Source organism: Sporosarcina pasadenensis (assembly GCF_047228845.1).
Taxonomy (GTDB): domain Bacteria; phylum Bacillota; class Bacilli; order Bacillales_A; family Planococcaceae; genus Sporosarcina.
On the sequence record NZ_JBFEGM010000005.1, the window covers coordinates 30,421 to 49,826 of the forward strand.

The following is a 19,406-nucleotide window of genomic DNA, read 5'->3' on the forward strand; positions in this document are numbered from 1 at the left end:
TTAGTTTACTGTGTGACCTAGGTATGCTTCTTTTACATCAGGATCATTTAACAATGCATTAGAGTTCCCACTTTTGACAATCTCTCCGTGTGAAATTACATAACCACGGTCGGCAATTTTTAACGAGGCCGTAACATTCTGTTCGATTAACAATACTGTCGTGCCGAATTCTGCTCGTAAATCTCGTACAAGTTCAAGTACATCTTTCGCAATAAGTGGGGCCAATCCTAAAGTAGGCTCATCTAGAAGAAGTAATTCAGGCTCCGACATGACCCCCCTCGCTATAGCAAGCATCTGCTGCTGCCCACCTGACATCGTTCCGCCTAGTTGGTCTTTCCTATCTCTTAGTATTGGGAATAATTCAAAAACCCTCTCGATATTTCTGTCAATATTTTTCAATTTTGTCTTCTTACGATGATGATAGGCACCTAGATATAAATTATCTATAACGGTCATCGTTGAAAATACTTGCCGATGTTCTGGAACATGCACAAGATGTCTTTCGACGATTTTTTCTGCTTCCATTCCAGTAATGTCAGTCCCCTGATACTCTATTCTTCCACCAGTTGGCTTAATGAGCCCTGAAATCGTTTGCAATAATGTCGTTTTACCGGCACCGTTTGCCCCAAGCAATGCAACAATTTCCCCTTTACTAACAGATAAAGAAATCCCATTTAATGCTTGGATAGGCCCATAACTAACCGATAAATCAATTACGTCCATTAAATTACCTTTACTCATATTGCCACCTCCACCTCCTTATCTTCATCTATATCAGCTCCTAAGTAGGCAGAGATAACCGTTTCATTTTCTTGAATTTCTTTAGGCGTTCCCTCGGCTATTTTCGTCCCCTGATCCAAAACAATAATCTTCTCACAAATACTCATAACAAGATTCATATCATGCTCGACAACTAATACTGTTACTCCAGTATCACGCACTTTTTTAATCAACTCGCTCATTTCTTGTGTTTCTTTGTGATTCAGACCAGCTGCGATTTCATCAAGTAGTAATAACTTCGGCTTTGTCGCGAACGCTCTTGCGAATTCAAGCAGACGTAACTTTCCGAGTGATAAGCTAGCCGCCTTTTGGTCATAAAGGTCATCAAGACCAAAAAACTCCAAATAACGCATTGCTATGTCATATACATTCTTCTCCTCACTCCTTGATCCAAGAAGAAGCCGCATAGTCCCAAAAATATTTGTTTTCGTTTGCATATGCTGACCAACCATCACATTTTCGATGACTGTCATATTTTTAAATACCTGTATGTTTTGAAAGGTACGCGAAATTCCTAATGGTGCAACTTGGAATGCAGGAAGCTTGTCGATTCTGTTTCCCAAAAAAGTAATACTTCCAGTAGTGGGTGGAAAAATTGAAGAAATCATATTAAACATTGTACTTTTCCCCGCACCGTTCGGGCCGATCAGACCAACGATTTGTCCTTCTTCAACCGTAAACGACACCTCGTTATTTGCAACGACGCCACCAAACTTTTTTGTAATAGTGTCAACCTTTAACAAACAAATCGCCTCACTTTCATGAAACTTCCCTTTTTGCTCTTAGTTTTATCCCCGGCTTTTCATTCGATTTTTTCGACAATGTAGATTGAATCCAGTCAGCAACAGTAGGGAACAAACCGCGCGGGACAAAGATGACAACAAGCATTAATATCAAACCGTAAATGACATGTTCAAAGTCACTCGTAATGAATGGAAACTGTTCACCAAGCATATGGACAATAATGCCTACAATTCGAATTAATATTGTTCCAATTAACGCTCCCCACACACTGCCACTTCCGCCCAGCACAACCATTGCCAAAAAAAGAATGGAAGCATCGAATGTAAATGCTGATGGAGAAATACTGTAACTCATATGTGCAAACAGCCATCCAGCTAATCCGGCAAACATGGCACTTAAAATAAAGACTTGCATTTTATATTTCCCTGTATTCACACCCATCGAGCTTGAAGCAATTTCACTGTCATGTATTGAACGAAGTGCCCTTCCTACTCGCGAATGAACAATATTTAAAGAGAGAATCAAGACGATGATGACGAAGAACCAAACGAGATAATAATAGGGAATTCCTTGATTAACCGTGTAACCAAATAAATTAAGTTGGGGGATCCCATAAAAACCTGAAGCGCCTTTTGTAACACCACGCCATTCTACCAACAACGTATGCACGATTATTCCCAATGAAAGTGTTGCCATTGCAAGATAGTAGCCACTTAACCGTGACATGGTATAACCCATAATAAAAGCTAGCAATCCAGGGATCAGAAGAGCGAATGGAAGGCTTATCCACGGACTCCATCCCATTGTTGCTGTTAATACAGACGTTGTATAAGCGCCTACGCCGTAAAAGGCAGCCTGTCCAAGTGATATTTGTCCTGCATATCCCATCAATAATCCAAGTCCAATTGCAATAATAGCGTAAATGCCTGCGAATGTTGCTTGCGTTAAGTAGAAGGACTGCGTGACAACAAATGGGAATCCAAGGATTGTTAAAGCAAAAATAAGCACGCCCATCCATTTTGTTTGTTGAACCCCGTGCAACTTCATCACAATCCTCCTTTTCCAACATTTTTTTCACCTAAAATACCACTAGGACGAATTAGTAAAATTAAAAGTATTGCCGAAAACGTTATCGCATCTTTCATCCCTGAACTGATGTAACCAGCGCCTAGTGATTCCAATAAGCCAATTAACAATCCACCAATAACCGCTCCTGGGGCACTTCCAAGACCTCCTAAAATCGCTGCCGAGAAGCCTTTAATTCCTAGCATTGTACCTATATCATAAGATGGGAACATAATCGGAGCGATAGCAAGACCTGCCAATGCGCCGAGTGCTGCACTCAATGTAAATGAAAGAGACGACATTTTTTTCGGACTAATTCCCATCAGTCGCGCTGCTAAAGGATTCACTGAGGAAGCATGAAACGCTTTACCAACCATTGTTTTATCTAGTAGTAGATAAAGGAGCAAGACTATTAAAAGCATGATTAAGATAACCCAAATAGCTTGTGGTGTAATTGTAGCTCCTACAATACTGACCGGTTTATTTTCTGTGAACGGGGCAACTCGTAATTGATCTTTCCCCCATACAACACTTGCAATTCCACGGATAAATATGGCCGTTCCAATTGTTAAGATAATTAGACTGATAGGAGTTGCTCCTTTTGCCCTTCTAATTAGAACAAACTCCATTACCCAACCTACTATTAAAACAAAGATAATAGTGAGAATAAATGCCAGTAAGTAAGGCATTCCGGCAGACGATAAAGAATACATTGTCAAACCGCCCAACATTACAAATTCTCCTTGAGCTAGATTAATAACCTTTGTCACACTATAAATAGTCACGAAACCGAGGGCGACAATGGCATAAATACTGCCAATTGTCAGCCCAGTTAACGTAAACTGTAAAAGGTCCCCCATAACATACACCCCTTTTCCGAATCGCTAGTTATACACCGATTGGGCTGTTCTCCCGTTTATCGACAACTCGGATAGCCTTACCTTCCGAACGAGGAATCGTTTTTGGCGGGTTCACAATAACATCGACAGATATGAGACAAGTAGATTTCATGTGGCGTTTTATCTTACTTTTTAACTGGGTAATTGTTTCGTGGTTCAAATCTTCGCATACTTCATTATAAAGAGCCTTTTCACACTCAACATGCAGCTCTATAGCATCCATTGCGCCTTTTCTAATTAAATGGATTTGATACACTGGCGTGAGCCCTTTGATTTGGAGAAGTTCTCTTTCCATTTCCGAAGGAAAAACATTTACGCCTCGTATGATAATCATGTCGTCCGTTCGGCCTTTTACACGCGACATTCTCGTCGTAGTTCTTCCACATTTACATTTCTCATGAGTGATAGAAGCAAGATCTCCCGTACGATAGCGGATAATTGGAAGCGCTTCCTTTTGAAGGCTAGTAAAAACAAGTTCCCCAATTTCTCCATCTGCAACGGGCTGAAGCGTATCTACATCGATTACTTCTACATAAAAATGATCTTCTGCTATATGAAGACCGTCCTGTTCTGGACACTCAATTGCTACGCCGGGTCCCATAATTTCACTTAATCCATAAATATCAATCGCTTTAATATTCAGTCTCTTTTCGAGCGTAATACGCATTTCTTCCGACCAGGCTTCCGCTCCGAAAATACCATATTCCAGGTTGGTCTCATGTGGATCAATCCCCATTTCCTCCATCTTTTCAATGATGCTTAAAATGTAAGAAGGCGTCCCACAAATCCCCCTAGGCTTCAGATCATTAATCAGTGTAATTTGCCGTTCTGTATTTCCTCCGGAAATTGGAACCGTTGCAACGCCAAGTTCTTCAGCACCTTGGTGAAGCCCTAAACCACCTGTAAATAATCCATAACCATATGCGTTTTGAAATACATCTGTTTTCCTTCCTCCTGCTGTCACAATTGCTCTTGCAACAATGCTTCCCCAATTCTTCAGATCATTTTTAGTGTAACCAACAATTGTCGGTTTCCCACTTGTCCCAGATGAACCGTGAATTCGAGTTATATTTTCAATCGGCTCAGCGAATAATCCATACGGATATGTATCTCGAAAATCTTTCTTGATTGTAAATGGCAGTTTCACAATATCATCCATGGTTTGGATATCCTCAGGCCTAATACCAAGCTCATCAAACTTTTTCTTATAAAAATCAACATTATCATATACCCTTTTTACTGTTCCTTTAAGATAGGTTAACTGCCACTCTTCCATTTGAGTCCGTGATGCTGTTTCAACCTCTGGATTGTACATAACTTTTCCTCCTTTTCGCATAGTCGGTATTATAAAAACGCCTTCATATTACAAATAATAAACGGAGTAACATTTATTTGTAATGCATTTACAGATTAATACAAGAGTCAAACGAAGTCAATAGAAATATCGGAACATTCATAACTAAACACCTTTTCTTTTTTATTGGAGATACAAAAACTCCTATGTCTCGGATCGAAGAGCGTCAATTTTTCCTCATTCACTGTTAGCAAAAAGAGCAACTGTGATTATTCACCGTGTGCTGGTCTCCTTCAACTTGAAAATGAACGTATTTATCTATCGACTGCGACAACTCTAATTTTTTTGACGAAAAAACACCGATGGAAAACAAAATTTATTTGTTCCATCGGTGTCGTTTATTTATCTAAATAATTCTCCCGCCACTCCGCTAACTCTTTTTCCATAATCTCATTTTCAAGCGTTTCATCCCACTCGCCCGTCATCGTGTTCCATACGCGCGCATAAAGACTATTGTCGGCAGTTTGGTGGAGGCGGAATTCAATACAGGGAACAGAATTCTGTTCCAACTCGTTCACTGCCGTGATTGCTTGGACAACGAGCTGAACATTGCCTTCCGTATAAGCAATGTCCAATTGGTCGAGCGCTTCCCGCCATTCGTCGTCAGTGAACTCGTTCAACTTGCGGAAATCTTTTACAAGCCGGTACGTCTCCCCAGCACCATCCGTCAGTTCCCCTGCAAGGAAGCGACCATGCGACGGGCTGTAATGGACGGTCGTTTCGTCCTTCTCCGGCGGCTGGATGTACATGCCCGATTCGAGCTGCTGCCTTCCTGTTTCCGTCAATGAATAGGCGCCGCCGCTCTTTGTAATCATGCCGGCACGGTCCAACCGCTCAATGATGTCTTCAATGAATAACGGTTCGACGACGAGCATGTCGCTTAACTCTTCGCTTGAAGAGAACTGTGATGTGCGAAAAGCGACTAAGAGCATCTTCATTAAAATGTCCATCTTCGTACGCTTCACCGTCTCGTACTCGATATCGATCACTTGGATCGGCAATGACCATTTCGCCGTTTCGAGCAATTTCACATTCAGGTCCCGCAGTAATTCATCGCGGAGCCGCTTTTCCAATGCGTCCATTCATCCATTCCTTTCCGAGCCTGCGAGGGCAAGTTCCTTGAAACCGCCCTGCAGTTTCACCTGTTCGACAAGCCTTGCGTACATCGCCTTCGTCTCCACTTTTTTCGGTCGTTTCGTGAACATATCCGAGCTGCCGACGATGATGAGCAATTCCCTAGCCCGCGACAATGCGACATTCAAACGGCGATAATCTTCTGCGAAGCCGATTGTGCCGCTCGGCTGTTGGTGGTTCCGTACGAAGCTCAAAATGATAATGTCCATTTCCATCCCTTGAAATTTATCGACAGAGCCCGTCCGACAATGCAAATGCTTCGGCATAATTTCCTGTTCGATGAGCCGATCGATGCGCTTCACTTGTTCCCCGTAGAAACTGATGACGCCGACGCTTTTCTTCTCGTCCGGCTGCAGACGGCCTTCATGCTTCGCAAGCGCCGTTGCTTCTTCAATATCCAATAGCAATTCTCGGATTCTTTTCAGCTCAGCCTCATTGTAAAGACTTGTGCCGCCTTTCACTTGCGCTTCGAAAAACGCAGGCTCATTCGGCATATCGAACCAAAGAAGATGATCGTTCCGCTTAATGTACTTCGACGTCAGCAAATGATCGCGCGCCGCATCCGAATCGGGCAGGCCGCACTGCAGACGGTACTGGCCATCGACATAAAATGGCGCAATTGTTTCCATGATCTCCTCGTGCATCCGGTATTGGATGCCGAGCATCGTCTTGTTCTGTTTCGGCAACGTTCTAAACAGCCGCTCGAACAGTGATTCCTTCAGCATGCCGCTCAGTTCATCCTTTTCCGCCTCGTCCTTGATCTCCTCGATGAATTCTTCCATCGTTTCACGTCCAACAAGTGGCGGCAGCTGATGATGATCCCCGACGAGCACGATCTTCTTCCCTTTCAGCATCGGCAGCAACAGTTCAGGCGGCGTCGCTTTCGACACTTCATCGATGATGACGACGTCGAATTCCGGATAATCCTCCATGAAATCGCGTCTAGCAGAAGCGACACAAGTCGTCCCGATGACATTCGCATGCTTCACGTACAGCTTGCGGATCTCATCCAAGTCAAACTCCTCTGCTCCTGCGAGCATTTCGCTCCACTCATCCTGCAACAGACGCGCGACTGGCATCCGGTCCAGCTCCTGCTGCAATTCAGCGGCTTTTGCAGATGCCTTGTCAATTTCCTCAGTCAAATCCTTCTTCCGCTTTTCCGGTTCGGAACGGATGATATCCTGATGGGCGAGAATCCGCGCCTCGAGCTGTTTCATTCGGTCTTCCGACTCCGCTTTCTCCTTCTGCACTACTTCTAAGTCTTCCTGTATAGCCGTAAGCTGTTCGGAAGTTTGGCTCGTTTCCATCGCATTCTCTTCGACAGCCCGTTCCATCCGTTGGAAGTAACCCTTCCGCTCCTCAAAGTCGGCAAGTACCTTTTCAAGTTCCTCGATCTTATTTTCGACGTCCGGTCGATAGACATGCTCATCGACATGTACAGCGAGCTCAGAACTTTCTTCCTTCAAATGAAGTAGCTGTTCCTCATGTTCTTCGATCGCCCTTTCTGCGGCAAGCACCTCTGCTTCAACTTCCTGAATATGAGCAGTCATCTCATCCATTATCTCTTTTTTCAAAGCGGTGAATCGTCCCGCCGCCTCTCGATCGGATGATTCCTTGATCGTTGCGGCGATTTTCCTCACGTCTTCCGCTTTGCCATATAAATAGGAAAGATTTTCGGCAAGCCGATGCAACAGTGCGGCCTTGTCAGCATTTGCCGGTGATGCCAATATCCGTTTTGTCTCGGGTTTCACGAAGAATCGGCCTATTTTATCAAGCATGTCATGCATCTCTTCAGCCGTTTTGTATTTATCGTCTGGCTTGCTGCTGACTTGTTCGATCCTGTAATGATGCTTCCGTAGCAGATTTTCCGCATGATTGATACCATTCGTAAGCCGCTCCGCCACTTCCTTCCATTCGAGTAGCGCATACGGATAGGTCCCGTTTTGAATGTCAACGCGCAATCGGCGAAGCGAATTCATTTCAAGGCTCGTCGGCAGAGACGGCTCGATACCGTGCGAACGAAATAACCCTTCCAGCTCCTGCAGCTTCCGCACGTCCGATAGTTCTTCGATGAATCGCGGCATCGGACCGGTCTTCAATCTGTTCGCTCCAGCTTTTTCCGTCAATCTACGGATTTCCATTTCGGCGTAGTCGATTGCTTCAACCGTTTGGAAGTAACGGAGCTTTTTGCGATTCGCAGCCAATTCGAGTTCCGCTTCAGCCATCTTTTCATGCATTTCCGGACGGATGGAAGCGGCATCCTTTTCCTGTTGCAATTTGTCCTTTTCAATCGTCAGCTTTTCCAGCGTCACGTTCAGTTCTTCCATTTGCATGGTTAGCGCATCCAGTTTCGCATCAAGCTCCGACTGCAACTTTTTCACGGAGTCTAGTTGCACATGTAGGTCTTTGCTTTCCGTCTCAGCGGCTTGTTTCTCGGCAATACGCCGCTCCATTTCTTCCCGTTCCGCATGAAGTCGTTTCTTTTCATCTTCGAGACTTTCGATTTCCTGAGCAATCTGCCGCTCACGTTCCGCACGCTTCTCACGTTGTTCATCGACTGCAGCTAACGTTTCGTCCCGCCAGTAGGAAGCGACATTTTCCTCGATGAACCGTTTCCCTTCCTCTTCGATACTCTCCGTCCGCCCATAGCGCAAAATACGGATGCCAGGGTCGGAAAGAAGCCTACCGAGCGCATTGTCCACTGCCAAATTTGATTGCGAGGCGACGAGCGTACGCTGCCCCGCCTTCATGAGCTGGTGGCAAAGCTCCGAGATAACCGTCGTTTTCCCTGTCCCCGGAGGGCCTTGGATCACATACAGATCGTGCGCTGACATCGCGCCGGTGACCGCTTCACGTTGGAACTCATTCAACGGATGATGGAAATCGAGCTCCATCTTCTTATTCGTAATTTGCACGACGGGCCGTTCCTCGAACAGCACCTTCTCCAAATTGGCATTTGCCGCAAATCCATCTTGAAGATCTTTGAACCCTTTTCGAAGCCGGCGGATCTGGCTCAATTCCGCGAAATTGCTGAAGACGATTTCACGAGCCCCATTCGGCAATAAAGAGCCGCGTCTTGCACTCGCTTGGTATTTCCGGCTCAACTCGATCTTCACGGACCTTTTTCCGCGATTTACGTCGACGACCGTTCCAAGGTCGTCGCTTGCGCCTTTCAGTTTAGCGCTGAAACCGGTAATGGCGCTCCAGTCTTTCGCTTCCAATCCGCTGCATATGATCGTCAATTGACTGAACGATTCATTGACGATAGGTTGTGAAATATGGGCGGTCACATCCGCGACATCCGCATTTTTCTCCTCAATGCGCAAATATCCTTCCCAGCTCCTGATCCGTTTTTCCACGTATTCCGAACGCTCTTGCGCAATCGGGAGCTCCCGAAGGCTCGTATATAGCTGGATCGGCATCGGACTGCCGGTACGCCGGTTGACCGCGAATGCCAGGCGGACGCCAAGTCGGCGATTCGTCCGGACAGGCTCTTTCCGCCCTTTCACTCTGAAGCTCGTCGCGAGGAAGCCTTCGTTTTTGTAGACGCATTCCATGACTGCGACTCGTTCATTCAAGTGATTGGCGAGCTGCGGATTTTCTTCTGGATCGAAGTAGAAGGAGAATGCCATGTTGTCTTGTTTTGCGGGAAGTTTTTCGATGTAGACCGTAAAATTTGCTTGCATGGAAAAGAGCTCGTTTTCATCGATCGCCCAGTTGCCGATTTCCTTGCGCGCCCGTTGTGTCATATCGAGGCGGCAACTCATCACTTCCATATTGTTCATCATGACATCCTCCTTTCCGATCCTAATTCGAAATAAATCAATTACGCATTGGCGTAATTGCGTCGGGATTTTGAATTGCGCTGGCGCAATTAACTCCCTTCAAAATCCCTGACATCCGCCGGAGGCTTTTATCTTGAGTCAGCGGGAGTTTGGACTCTCGCTGGATATGGAACAAAGTCGTACTCATCTCTCCACCTATAAATGTGGGAATTTCCGCTGAATCAAGATAAAACCATACGTTCTATCATACAACAAAATCGGGTGCAGATTCATTAAAAATCCGGAAGAAGAATTTGTTGCAATCGTTTCCCATTTCAAAGTTTCGGGTATTGCATGTAAAGATTGTAATCGCTTTCGAATAGATAGAAGGAGTGAATGAATATGACCCAAAAAACGTTTGTCGGGTTATACGATACAGAGGAAGCATTGCTTGCCGCTGTCGAGGAGTTGGATGAAAAAGGGATTGCCCCGGAGAACATGTATGTCATTGCGCGGAATGAAGAGGATGTCGATTTGTTACGACGCAGGACGGCTGAGGAGATACAGTCGGCACCGTCAAATTGGCTGGACCGTTTTATCGGTTATATTTCAGGAGAGAATCATGTGCGCAGCATGCTTGTGGAAGTCGGTTTTGACGAGGTGGATTTGAGGCGGTATGAATCGGAGATCAAGCAAGGAAAATGGCTGCTTTATGTGGACGGAGAACCGGAGAAGACAGCATATGAGCTGAATGCTGAGCGGCATAAGGTGGAAACGAACCCGTTTAATCGTCCGGTTTCAGAAGCCGAACGATTGAACAGGCAGGATGAGGAGTCGCCCGTCGGCATCGGGGAGGATGGATTGCCGAAAAATGATTACCGGGATAGCATTGCAACGGACGCCTATGAGGGCGGTAGTATAGTCTCGCGCGAAGACTTGCTGTTCGGCAGGGCAGGTGCGGAAGCTTTATTCGACCGATCAGAATATGAGCCGGACCCGCCGAACCTTTCCCCTCCTTCCCAAATACGCGGCACGCCGTCCGGGGAACGCGGTCTTTTGCATCGGGCATCTAGGCGGAATGTAGATTGGGGCGGTGTTGATCAAGAGAGCCAAGACGTCATCCCCGATCCACAAAATTTCACGGAAAGTCAGATGGATCGACAAGATGCGCTGGCGCAGGCGAGAGAATTTGCTGATCTGTTAGAAGGCCGCGATTCGAAGATGGACACTCATTCAGAAGATGTCGTTAAGCCGATAAAGCCGATTGTCATCGATTTGCGGAATGTCGAAGTGGAAGACGAAGCCGAATCTTGGCTGCTGCCGAAGAATCGGAATCGGGATAAGTGATGGATGCGACCATGCACCTTTCCGGTGTGTGGTCTTTTTATGGTTAGCCCTTGTCATGTGATCATAAATTCGGATAAGTGGTCGCAAAACTGAATAAGTGATCATAAATCCGGATAAGTGATCATATATCCGAACCAGTGATTATTAACCAATACTTCCATCCATTTTCTTCATTCTCTCGTCCCATATAAACTTTTCTGCTATAATACTAGAGTATTTTAGTAAAGCATTATTTCATACTGAATTACAAAAAAATAATAGATGACTGCGTTGGAGACAACGCGGTTGCAAGTTTTGGAGGATTGAAGATTTGAAAGGTTTATTAACGGTTATTATCGGGTTATTGCTCGTGCTTGCAGGGTGCTCCGGTTCGTTCGATGAGGAAGAATCTATCGAGAAATCGCCAACTGAGCAAGTTGAGACTGTCGAGAAAGATACACCGGAAGAGACAGCACCGGAGGAAGACACTTCAACTGTTGAAATAGAAGAAGTGGAAAAAGAAAAAGTCGTTAAGGAAGAAAAAAAATCGGAAGAAACGAAAACTAGCCCGGCTATCGTCGCTCCACCAAGCGAAAAGAAGCCTGCTTCCACTGCAAAACCTGCACCGGTGAAAAAGACCGAGACGTCCGGTACGACGGCGCAAGTTCCCGTCAAATTGGTGAAGACGATCGATGGCGATACAATCAAAGTATTGTATAACGGTCAAGAGATCAACGTCCGCTATTTATTGATCGATACGCCTGAAACGAATCACCCTCGCCTCGGCAAGCAGCCGTTTGGCGATAAGGCGAAGGAGCGCAACCGTCAATTGGTCAATAGCGGCGCCCTCACGCTCGAATTCGATATCGGGGAGCGCTACGATAAATACGACCGATTGCTCGCCTACGTCTATGTTGACGGGAAAAGTGTACAAAAGACATTGCTTGCTGAAGGTTTAGCACGCGTTGCATACGTATATCCGCCAAACACACGTCATTTGACACCTTTTGAGGAAGCGCAAGCGTCAGCGAAGAAAAAAGCGCTAGGCATCTGGTCGGTTGAAAATTACGCGACAGATTCCGGATTTAACAGCAATGCAGTACCTGCGCCAAGTGCCGGGAGTTCAGCTGCGAAGCCGAAAGCCCCAAGTGTTGCTGCAACTAAACCGGCAACACCGCCTAGCACAAACGTGTCCAGCGGCCAGGAATGGTTCCAAAACTGCACTGAGCTCCGTAAGAAATATCCGAACGGCGTTCCTCAAGGCCATGCCGCCTATCAGGCTAAAATGGACCGGGACAAAGACGGTTATGCGTGTGAAAGATAATAAGTGATAAAAGAGCCGATTGTTTCCCATAAGGATTCAATCGGCTTTGTTGATTTCAAAATTCGAAAGGGGCTTATTCTCTGCTGAGAATTCCTAATCCTTCACTTCCGACGATACGCAAAGTAGTTTCACATCGCTGTCCGTGTAGTTATACCAATAATGCGGACGGGTGGAATCGAGCATGAACGATTCGGTCGGACCTAATTCATGGAGCTCGTCCTCAAGGCGGACGGTCAAAGTCCCTTCAATGACGTAAAGAAATTCCTGCCCTTTATGTGTGATCAAATTGCCTTCCGTCTGGCCCGGCTTCAAGACGACGAAAAGCGGAGCGAAATCGCGGTTCGCAACCATCGTCCCTAAATCCTTATAATAAATATGATGGGCATCCATCCGTTGATCGATAATAAGGGATTGATCGCTTTCCGTTTCCTCCTCCTCGAAAAAATAACTTGGGTTCACGCCAAACGCTAACGAAATCTTTTTCAACGATTCCAATGTAGCAGACGACTTCCCTCTTTCCAGTTGAGAAAGGAAGCTGATGGAAAAGCCCGTTCGATCGGCAAGAGTTTTCAGCGTCATGCCACGCTCCGACCTGATTTTTCTAATTTTTACCCCTAAATGATTTGTGCTCATTTTCATTCTCCTAAAAGAATCTATTGACAGAAAATTAGTACATAACTATGATAAGCTTAATATACTTGAAGTAACACTTCAAATGTAAAGTTAAGCGCTTACATATTTTTTTGCTGTTAGTTTGAAGTAGTACTTCAATTATACAAAAGGGGGAACAGTTTGTGGAGAAGAAGCAATTAAATAGGGTGCTGGTCGCTAGTCTCGTCGGAAGCTCGATCGAGTGGTTCGACTACTTCCTATACGGCACGGTCGCTGCGCTCGTCTTCAACCAAGTCTTTTTTGTCAATGAAGACCCGACAGTCGGCCTATTATTGGCGTATGCCTCATTTGCACTCGCCTTTTTCATACGGCCATTCGGCGGCATCATTTTCAGTCATATCGGGGACCGGATTGGAAGAAAGAAAACGCTCGTATTGACATTAAGCTTAATGGGGATTGCAACATTTGGAATGGGATTATTGCCGACTTATCAGGCAATCGGCATTTGGGCGCCGATCCTGTTGATTACTTTGAGGCTTGTTCAAGGATTAGGAATTGGAGGAGAATGGGGCGGAGCACTCTTGCTCGCAGTCGAATATGCTCCACCTGAAAAGCGCGGTCTATTCGGTTCCGTCCCACAAATGGGGATTACGATCGGAATGATGCTCGGAACGTTCGCACTGTCAATCATGACGATGCTTCCCGAAGGTTCGTTCATGACATGGGGCTGGCGCGTGCCGTTCATCTTAAGTGCATTGCTCGTCGTATTCGGATTATGGATCCGTAAAGGGATTGACGAAACGCCTTCATTCAAAGAGGTGCAGGAACGTGGAGAGATTCCAAAAATCCCTCTTGTCACAACGTTAAAAACGCATTGGCGTGAAGTCCTCATAGCAATTGGGGCGAAAGTTGTCGAGACGGCGCCATTCTACATTTTCAGCACATTTGTCGTCTCCTACGCGACAAGCTATCTTGACTATTCAAGGACAGCCACGTTAAATGCAGTCATGGCCGCTACATTTGTTACGACAATTTTGATTCCGATTATGGGGAATCTATCAGACAAAGTCGGACGCAAACCGCTTTATGTATGGGGGTCAATTGGGATGATCCTCTTCGCATTCCCATACTTCTGGATGATCAAACAAGGCTCTGTCGCAATGCTTGTCATCGCAACAATTATTGGACTCGGCATTATTTGGGCGCCGATTACCGCGGTGCTCGGAACGATGTTCTCTGAGATCTTCTCGGCGGAAGTCCGCTACACAGGCATTTCGCTCGGCTATCAGATCGGAGCGGCTGTTGCTGGTGGGACAGCACCACTTGTCGCTACTGCCCTGCTCGCTAAATTCAATAATTCATATGTTCCGGTTGCGCTTTATATCATCTTCACCGCGGTCGTTTCCCTCCTCGCCATCTGGGCAGTGAAAGACCGAAAGAACGAAGTACTCGATCAATAATGAAGGAGCGATTTCATGTTAATCATCAACGAAAGAGAAATTCAAACAACTTATGGGATGAAAGAGGCGATGCATGACGTCGAACAAATCTTGCGCGCAAAAGCGGAAGATAAAATCGCCAATCCTCATCGTACCGTCATCGAGTTTCCGCAACATAGCGCGTCCGTGCTCTATATGCCGAGCGCTGATTTGGTGAATGAAATGGCTACCATCAAGACGGTGACAATCTTCCCGGACAATCCAGCTATAGGGAAACCGACGACCCAAGGCGTCATTCTCGTAACGGATGCGAAGAACGGCGAACATCTAGCGATGATGAACGCTTCTTATTTGACAAGGCTTCGGACGGGAGCGTTAAGCGGACTTGCAACCGACCGTCTTGCGCGGAAAGATGCCACTGTTTTAACCGTTATCGGAACCGGAGCGATGGCATTTGAACAAGTTCTCGGCGTTTTGGCAGTCCGCCCGATCTCAAAAATGCTGCTCGTCAACCCGACGACAACCAAGGCGGAACATTTCAAAGAGAGACTGCTCGCTTTCGGCATTGATGAAAACATACAGATTGAAATAATGGATAATGTTTCTGAGGCGGTTAGCCAAGCCCATATTATCTGTTGCAGCACCCGCTCGAATACGCCGGTGTTTGACGGAAATGATGTAAAGCCAGGCACACACGTCAATGGCGTTGGTTCCTATTTGCCCCATATGCGTGAAATGGATTTTACCTTCATTCAACGGTGCAGCAAAATCGTCACGGACGATGTAGCAGGCGTCAAAGAGGAAGCCGGCGAACTGATCCACGCCAACGAGCAGCCAGATTGGTCGTTTGACGATTTGCATGGTGAGCTGATGGACGTAATCGTTGGGACGGCCGATGGCAGAACGGCTGAGAATGAAATTACATTCTTCAAATCCGTCGGTGCTGCCTATTTCGACCTTGCTGTTGCGCAAGGAGTTTACCGGAAAGCGTTGGAGGCGGGTATTGGGATTGAAGTGGAAGTTTAATTGAATATTAATTAAGCAAACAGGCGAAGAATAGTATTGGATTCCTTCGCCTGTTTTTAGTATGGGAAAACGCGGCGTGCTTTGGACGCGGAGCAGCTCGATTTGAACGCGGGACGCATAATTTTGAGCGCGAAGCACGTCACTTTGAGCGCGGAGCACGTCGCTTTGAGCGCAAAGCACGTCACTTTGAGCGCGGGACACGTCGCTTTGAGCGCGGGACTCATCACTTTGAGCGCGGGACTCGTCACTTTGAGCGCGGGACTCGTCACTTTGAGCGCGGGGCTCGTCACTTTGAGCGCGAGACGCATCACTTTGGTCGCGTAGCTACACACTTTGGACGCGATTAAATAAAAGATCTTTTAACTCCAATATAAAAAGCGGATTGCCTTTCCCATTAGGCAATCCGCTTTACTATTCACCCTTCTTCTTCCACAATGACCGCACGGCCTTTCATTTTCAACAATAACGGAATTAACAGCCACGCAGCAGCCGCAATGATGAATACGAGCGAGAGCGGCTTCGTGACGAAAATGCTGAAGTCGCCGTTTGAAATTGTCAGTGCCCGGCGCATATTGTTCTCGATCATCGGTCCTAGCACAAGCGCAAGGACGAGAGGAGCGACCGGGTAGTCGTTTTTCGACAATAAATAGCCGAGCACGCCGCATCCAAGCAATAAATACAAATCGAACGTCGTATATTGCACAGCGTACACACCGAAAAATGAAATCGCCACAATGATCGGCAATAAGTATTTCTTCGGCGTCTGAATGACTTTCGCAAACACACGGACGAGTGGCATATTCAAGATGAGCAACATCAAGTTGCCGATGAACATACTTGCAATAAGTCCCCACGCCACTTCGGGGTGCTCATCGAACAGCAGCGGACCTGGCTGGATATTATACATGATGAGCGCGCCCATCAGGATGGCCGTCGTTCCAGAACCTGGAATCCCAAGCGTCAGCAAAGGGATCATCGCTCCGCCGGAAGCCGCGTTATTTGCAGATTCCGGACCAGCAACCCCTGCGATATTTCCATGGCCAAACGTTTCAGGACGTTTGCTGAATTTCTTCTCCGTCATATACGAGAAGAAGGAAGCGAGCGTCGCGCCTGCGCCTGGAAGCACACCGATGAAAAATCCGAGCAAGGAGCCGCGGACAATTGGTACGGAGCTGTCTTTCATATCCTGTTTTGTCGGAAGGATACGATTGATTTTTGCAATCGTCCCTTCCTCATTGTCCCGTTCCAACACTGTCTTGAACACTTCACCAAGCGCGAAAAGCCCGACTGCAATCGTCAAAAATTCGAGTCCTGAAAATAAGATTGGTTGGTTGTATGTAAAACGGGCAATTCCAGAGACGGCGTCGATGCCGATTGTGCCAAGCATCAGTCCGAAGACCGTCATTATTAAAGCTTTCGTCATCGATTTTCCGGCAAGGCCGCTAACAGCCGCCAAGCCTAGTAACATTAATGAAAAGTACTCCGCCGGCCCAAATTTGATGGCGACATTGGATAACGGTTCCGCCAACAGGACAAGGCCGATGAGGGAAATGATTCCCGCACAAAATGATCCGATCGCCGCGATCGCCAATGCTGCCCCTGCCCTGCCTTGCCTTGCCATTTGATAACCGTCAAGCGTCGTGACGACAGACGATGATTCTCCGGGAGTGTTTAATAAGATCGAAGTTGTCGATCCTCCATACATAGCGCCGTAGTAGACGCCTGCGAGCAAAATGATGGAACTGGCGGCTGCCGCACTCGTCGGCATCCCGGACGTGATTGTTGCCGTGACAGGAATGAGAAGGGCCACCCCACTCATCGGTCCGATGCCGGGCAGCACGCCTACAGCTGTTCCGATAACGACACCAATGAAGGCAAATAAAAGATTATGCCATTGGAAGGCGGTCGCAAAACCGTCGGCCAAAAATTGTAATGTGCTCATGTTGTGACTCCTTTCAAGTTTCAATCAATTACGCCTCGGCGTAATTGCGTCCGGATTTTATCGAGCTTGCTCGATAAACTTCACTTGAAAATCCGTGACATCCGCCGGAGGCAGCTATAACTTAATCCAGCAGAGTTTGGATTTTCACTAAAAAAGATTGTATTAGTATTCATTCTGCCACCCGTAAGTAAGGGGCTATCGCTGGATAAGTTATAGCGGGAATCCGGGCAATGAGCCGCCAAGAAATTCCGCAAAGAAATAATAGACGCCGAATGAAAATACCGCGGCGATAATGACAGTCGGAATAATTCTGCCTCGTTCCATCGTCTGGAATGCGATGAGCAGAAAGAGGAATGTGGAAATGACGTACCCAAGCTTCTCCAGTAAGAATGCATACAACGTTGCACTCACGAGTATGATGAGGAACTTTTTATATTGCAGTTTTTCCGTGGATGCTACTTCGGTTTTGTATTTGAACGTTTCGTAAAGCAACCGCAAACTCAATAAAATCAAAACGATACCGAGTCCTAACGGAAAGATTTTCGGTCCAACCGTCGACCCGTACGCACTGCTTGCAATCTTCGAGCTTTCGATTACAAATAAAAGACCAATCAGTAAAAAAGCGATGCTTGCATAACGATCGAATGTTTTACTCATCGTCTTTGACACCTCCCTATAAAAAAAGCGAATGGCGCCTGCATAGAGGCGACAGGCATAGGACAAAGATGTGGCGTGGCGCTTTTTGCCACAGAACAGCTTTGACTTATGACCCCGAGCCAATCGAACAGCGAAGTGTTCGATTTGCCGTTTTTCTGCGATTTCTGCAGAAAATAAGGCATCCTTTCAGCGCCAGTAGCTGGATTGAAAAGGCGGCCGCTTAGCCGCCAAAACAGATTCTTATTTTTGCATACCAAGTGCAGTCAGAAGTTCAACAATGACTTTGTCCTGGTCTTCCAAGTATTTCGTAAAATCGTCGGAACCGCGGTATTCGCTTTCCCAGCCGTTTCTCTCAAGTTCCGCTTTCCACTCATCCGTCTCAACCATCTCTTTCAGCTTTTCCGTCCAATAATCGATAGCTGTATCGGACATATCCTTCGGTCCGAATAGGCCGCGCCAAATTGTGAACTCCGCGTCAATGCCTTCTTCCTTAAATGTCGGGACTTCCGTCAATTCGCCGCCAAGACGCTCTGATGAACTGACAGCAAGAACACGGACATCTCCTGATTTCACGTATTGCCCGATTGTCGAAGCATCCGTTGCAATGACATCCGCATTGCCTCCAAGCAACGCAGCAACAGCTTCCCCGCCGCCATCATAAGATACGTATTTCACTGTTTTCGGGTCGATGCCATATTCGAAAGCAGGCAAGATTCCGACAAGATGATCCATCGACCCAGGTGCCGATCCGCCGGCAAGCGTTACCGATTTCGCGTCTTTCTTAATCGCTTCCAATACATCTTTCAGCGTTTTGAATTCCGAATCCGCTTTAACGACAATTGCGCCGTAATCACGCGTCAACTGCGCCAGTGGCGTCGTATCCTTATAACCATAAGGGCTGTTCCCTTCCGCCTTGTTGTTGTTAATCAGAAGAGGTGGTGATTTTACGATCAATGCGTAGTCATTCTTCACTTCTTTCGTTGCAAACTCCGCCATGTACACGGCACCGCCGCCACCTGGCTTGTTCTCAACCGTGATCGGTTTTTCAATCAGCTTCGTGTCGTTCATCGTTTTCGCAATCGCGCGAGCCGTTAAATCCCATCCCCCGCCAGCTCCAGATGGCGCGACAATCGTTATATTTTTCTCAGGATATTTTGAGGAGCTCCCCTTTGCTCCGTCATTCTTTGAACATGCTGCCAGGCTGAGTGCCACGACACTAGCCAAGGCAACTATTTGTAACTTTCTCCACTTCATCTTGCTTCCCCCTTTGGAATAAAAAAATTGATGATAGCGTTTTCATACGCTATCATCAATTTATCAGAAAGTTGGTTGTATTCAAT

General features: G+C 46.5%; 16 protein-coding genes. 5 read left to right on the forward strand and 11 right to left on the reverse strand.

The window, feature by feature from the left end; genetic code table 11:
• From AB1K89_RS08400 to AB1K89_RS08430, 7 genes are all read right to left on the reverse strand, one after another.
• Complete coding sequence (locus AB1K89_RS08400; RefSeq protein WP_413054321.1) at nucleotides 1-741, reverse strand: ABC transporter ATP-binding protein; 741 nt, start codon at nucleotides 739-741, stop codon at nucleotides 1-3.
• Nucleotides 738-1,523 carry an ABC transporter ATP-binding protein gene (locus AB1K89_RS08405; RefSeq protein ID WP_413054322.1) on the reverse strand — a complete coding sequence of 262 codons (786 nt, stop codon included), beginning with the start codon at nucleotides 1,521-1,523 and terminating at the stop codon, nucleotides 738-740. Before AB1K89_RS08405 ends, AB1K89_RS08400 begins: the two co-directional genes overlap by 4 nt.
• Nucleotides 1,524-1,539: 16 nt before the next feature.
• A complete protein-coding gene (locus AB1K89_RS08410; RefSeq protein WP_413054323.1) occupies nucleotides 1,540-2,571 on the reverse strand; it encodes a branched-chain amino acid ABC transporter permease in 1,032 nt (343 codons plus the stop codon).
• The gene (locus AB1K89_RS08415; protein WP_413054324.1) at nucleotides 2,571-3,449 is read right to left on the reverse strand and encodes a branched-chain amino acid ABC transporter permease; all 879 of its coding nucleotides are present in this window, start codon (nucleotides 3,447-3,449) and stop codon (nucleotides 2,571-2,573) included. The genes AB1K89_RS08410 and AB1K89_RS08415 overlap by 1 nt, the downstream gene beginning before the upstream one ends.
• Before the next feature lie 28 nt (nucleotides 3,450-3,477).
• Nucleotides 3,478-4,803 (reverse strand): phenylacetate--CoA ligase family protein, encoded by a 1,326-nt coding sequence (locus AB1K89_RS08420; RefSeq protein ID WP_413054325.1) that lies wholly within the window; start codon nucleotides 4,801-4,803, stop codon nucleotides 3,478-3,480.
• 377 nt (nucleotides 4,804-5,180) lie between these two features.
• On the reverse strand, nucleotides 5,181-5,924 hold the full coding sequence (locus AB1K89_RS08425; protein ID WP_413054326.1) for a hypothetical protein: 744 nt from the start codon (nucleotides 5,922-5,924) through the stop codon (nucleotides 5,181-5,183).
• A complete protein-coding gene (locus AB1K89_RS08430) occupies nucleotides 5,925-9,761 on the reverse strand; it encodes an AAA domain-containing protein (protein ID WP_413054327.1) in 3,837 nt (1,278 codons plus the stop codon).
• Between the two features lie 381 nt (nucleotides 9,762-10,142).
• Here AB1K89_RS08430 and AB1K89_RS08435 point away from each other — a divergent pair, with 381 nt between their 5' ends.
• Both AB1K89_RS08435 and AB1K89_RS08440 read left to right on the forward strand, forming a co-directional pair.
• Nucleotides 10,143-11,087: a YflT domain-containing protein gene (locus AB1K89_RS08435; protein ID WP_413054328.1), complete on the forward strand. Its 945-nt coding sequence runs from the start codon at nucleotides 10,143-10,145 to the stop codon at nucleotides 11,085-11,087.
• Between the two features lie 310 nt (nucleotides 11,088-11,397).
• Nucleotides 11,398-12,390, forward strand: a complete 993-nt coding sequence (locus AB1K89_RS08440) for a thermonuclease family protein (RefSeq protein ID WP_413054329.1) — start codon at nucleotides 11,398-11,400, stop codon at nucleotides 12,388-12,390.
• Between the two features lie 93 nt (nucleotides 12,391-12,483).
• Here AB1K89_RS08440 and AB1K89_RS08445 read toward each other — a convergent pair whose 3' ends face one another.
• Complete coding sequence (locus AB1K89_RS08445) at nucleotides 12,484-13,023, reverse strand: helix-turn-helix domain-containing protein (protein ID WP_413054330.1); 540 nt, start codon at nucleotides 13,021-13,023, stop codon at nucleotides 12,484-12,486.
• A gap of 161 nt (nucleotides 13,024-13,184) precedes the next feature.
• On the opposite strand from AB1K89_RS08445, the gene AB1K89_RS08450 reads away from it, so the two are divergent.
• The 3 genes from AB1K89_RS08450 (at nucleotide 13,185) to AB1K89_RS08460 (ending at nucleotide 15,791) form a co-directional block, all read left to right on the forward strand.
• Nucleotides 13,185-14,462, forward strand: a complete 1,278-nt coding sequence (locus AB1K89_RS08450; RefSeq protein ID WP_413054331.1) for an MFS transporter — start codon at nucleotides 13,185-13,187, stop codon at nucleotides 14,460-14,462.
• Between the two features lie 15 nt (nucleotides 14,463-14,477).
• Nucleotides 14,478-15,467 carry an ornithine cyclodeaminase family protein gene (locus AB1K89_RS08455; RefSeq protein WP_413054332.1) on the forward strand — a complete coding sequence of 330 codons (990 nt, stop codon included), beginning with the start codon at nucleotides 14,478-14,480 and terminating at the stop codon, nucleotides 15,465-15,467.
• Nucleotides 15,468-15,548: 81 nt separating this feature from the next.
• Nucleotides 15,549-15,791, forward strand: coding sequence for a hypothetical protein (locus tag AB1K89_RS08460; protein WP_413054333.1), 243 nt, complete (start codon nucleotides 15,549-15,551; stop codon nucleotides 15,789-15,791).
• Between the two features lie 91 nt (nucleotides 15,792-15,882).
• Here the strand turns inward: AB1K89_RS08460 and AB1K89_RS08465 are convergent, their stop codons facing one another.
• The 3 genes from AB1K89_RS08465 to AB1K89_RS08475 all read right to left on the reverse strand — a co-directional run bounded on the left by AB1K89_RS08465 (nucleotide 15,883) and on the right by AB1K89_RS08475 (nucleotide 19,320).
• A complete protein-coding gene (locus tag AB1K89_RS08465; RefSeq protein ID WP_413054334.1) occupies nucleotides 15,883-17,409 on the reverse strand; it encodes a tripartite tricarboxylate transporter permease in 1,527 nt (508 codons plus the stop codon).
• A 210-nt stretch (nucleotides 17,410-17,619) separates the two neighbouring features.
• Nucleotides 17,620-18,066 (reverse strand): tripartite tricarboxylate transporter TctB family protein, encoded by a 447-nt coding sequence (locus AB1K89_RS08470; RefSeq protein WP_413054335.1) that lies wholly within the window; start codon nucleotides 18,064-18,066, stop codon nucleotides 17,620-17,622.
• 240 nt (nucleotides 18,067-18,306) lie between these two features.
• On the reverse strand, nucleotides 18,307-19,320 hold the full coding sequence (locus tag AB1K89_RS08475) for a Bug family tripartite tricarboxylate transporter substrate binding protein (RefSeq protein WP_413054336.1): 1,014 nt from the start codon (nucleotides 19,318-19,320) through the stop codon (nucleotides 18,307-18,309).
• Nucleotides 19,321-19,406 lie beyond the last annotated feature (86 nt).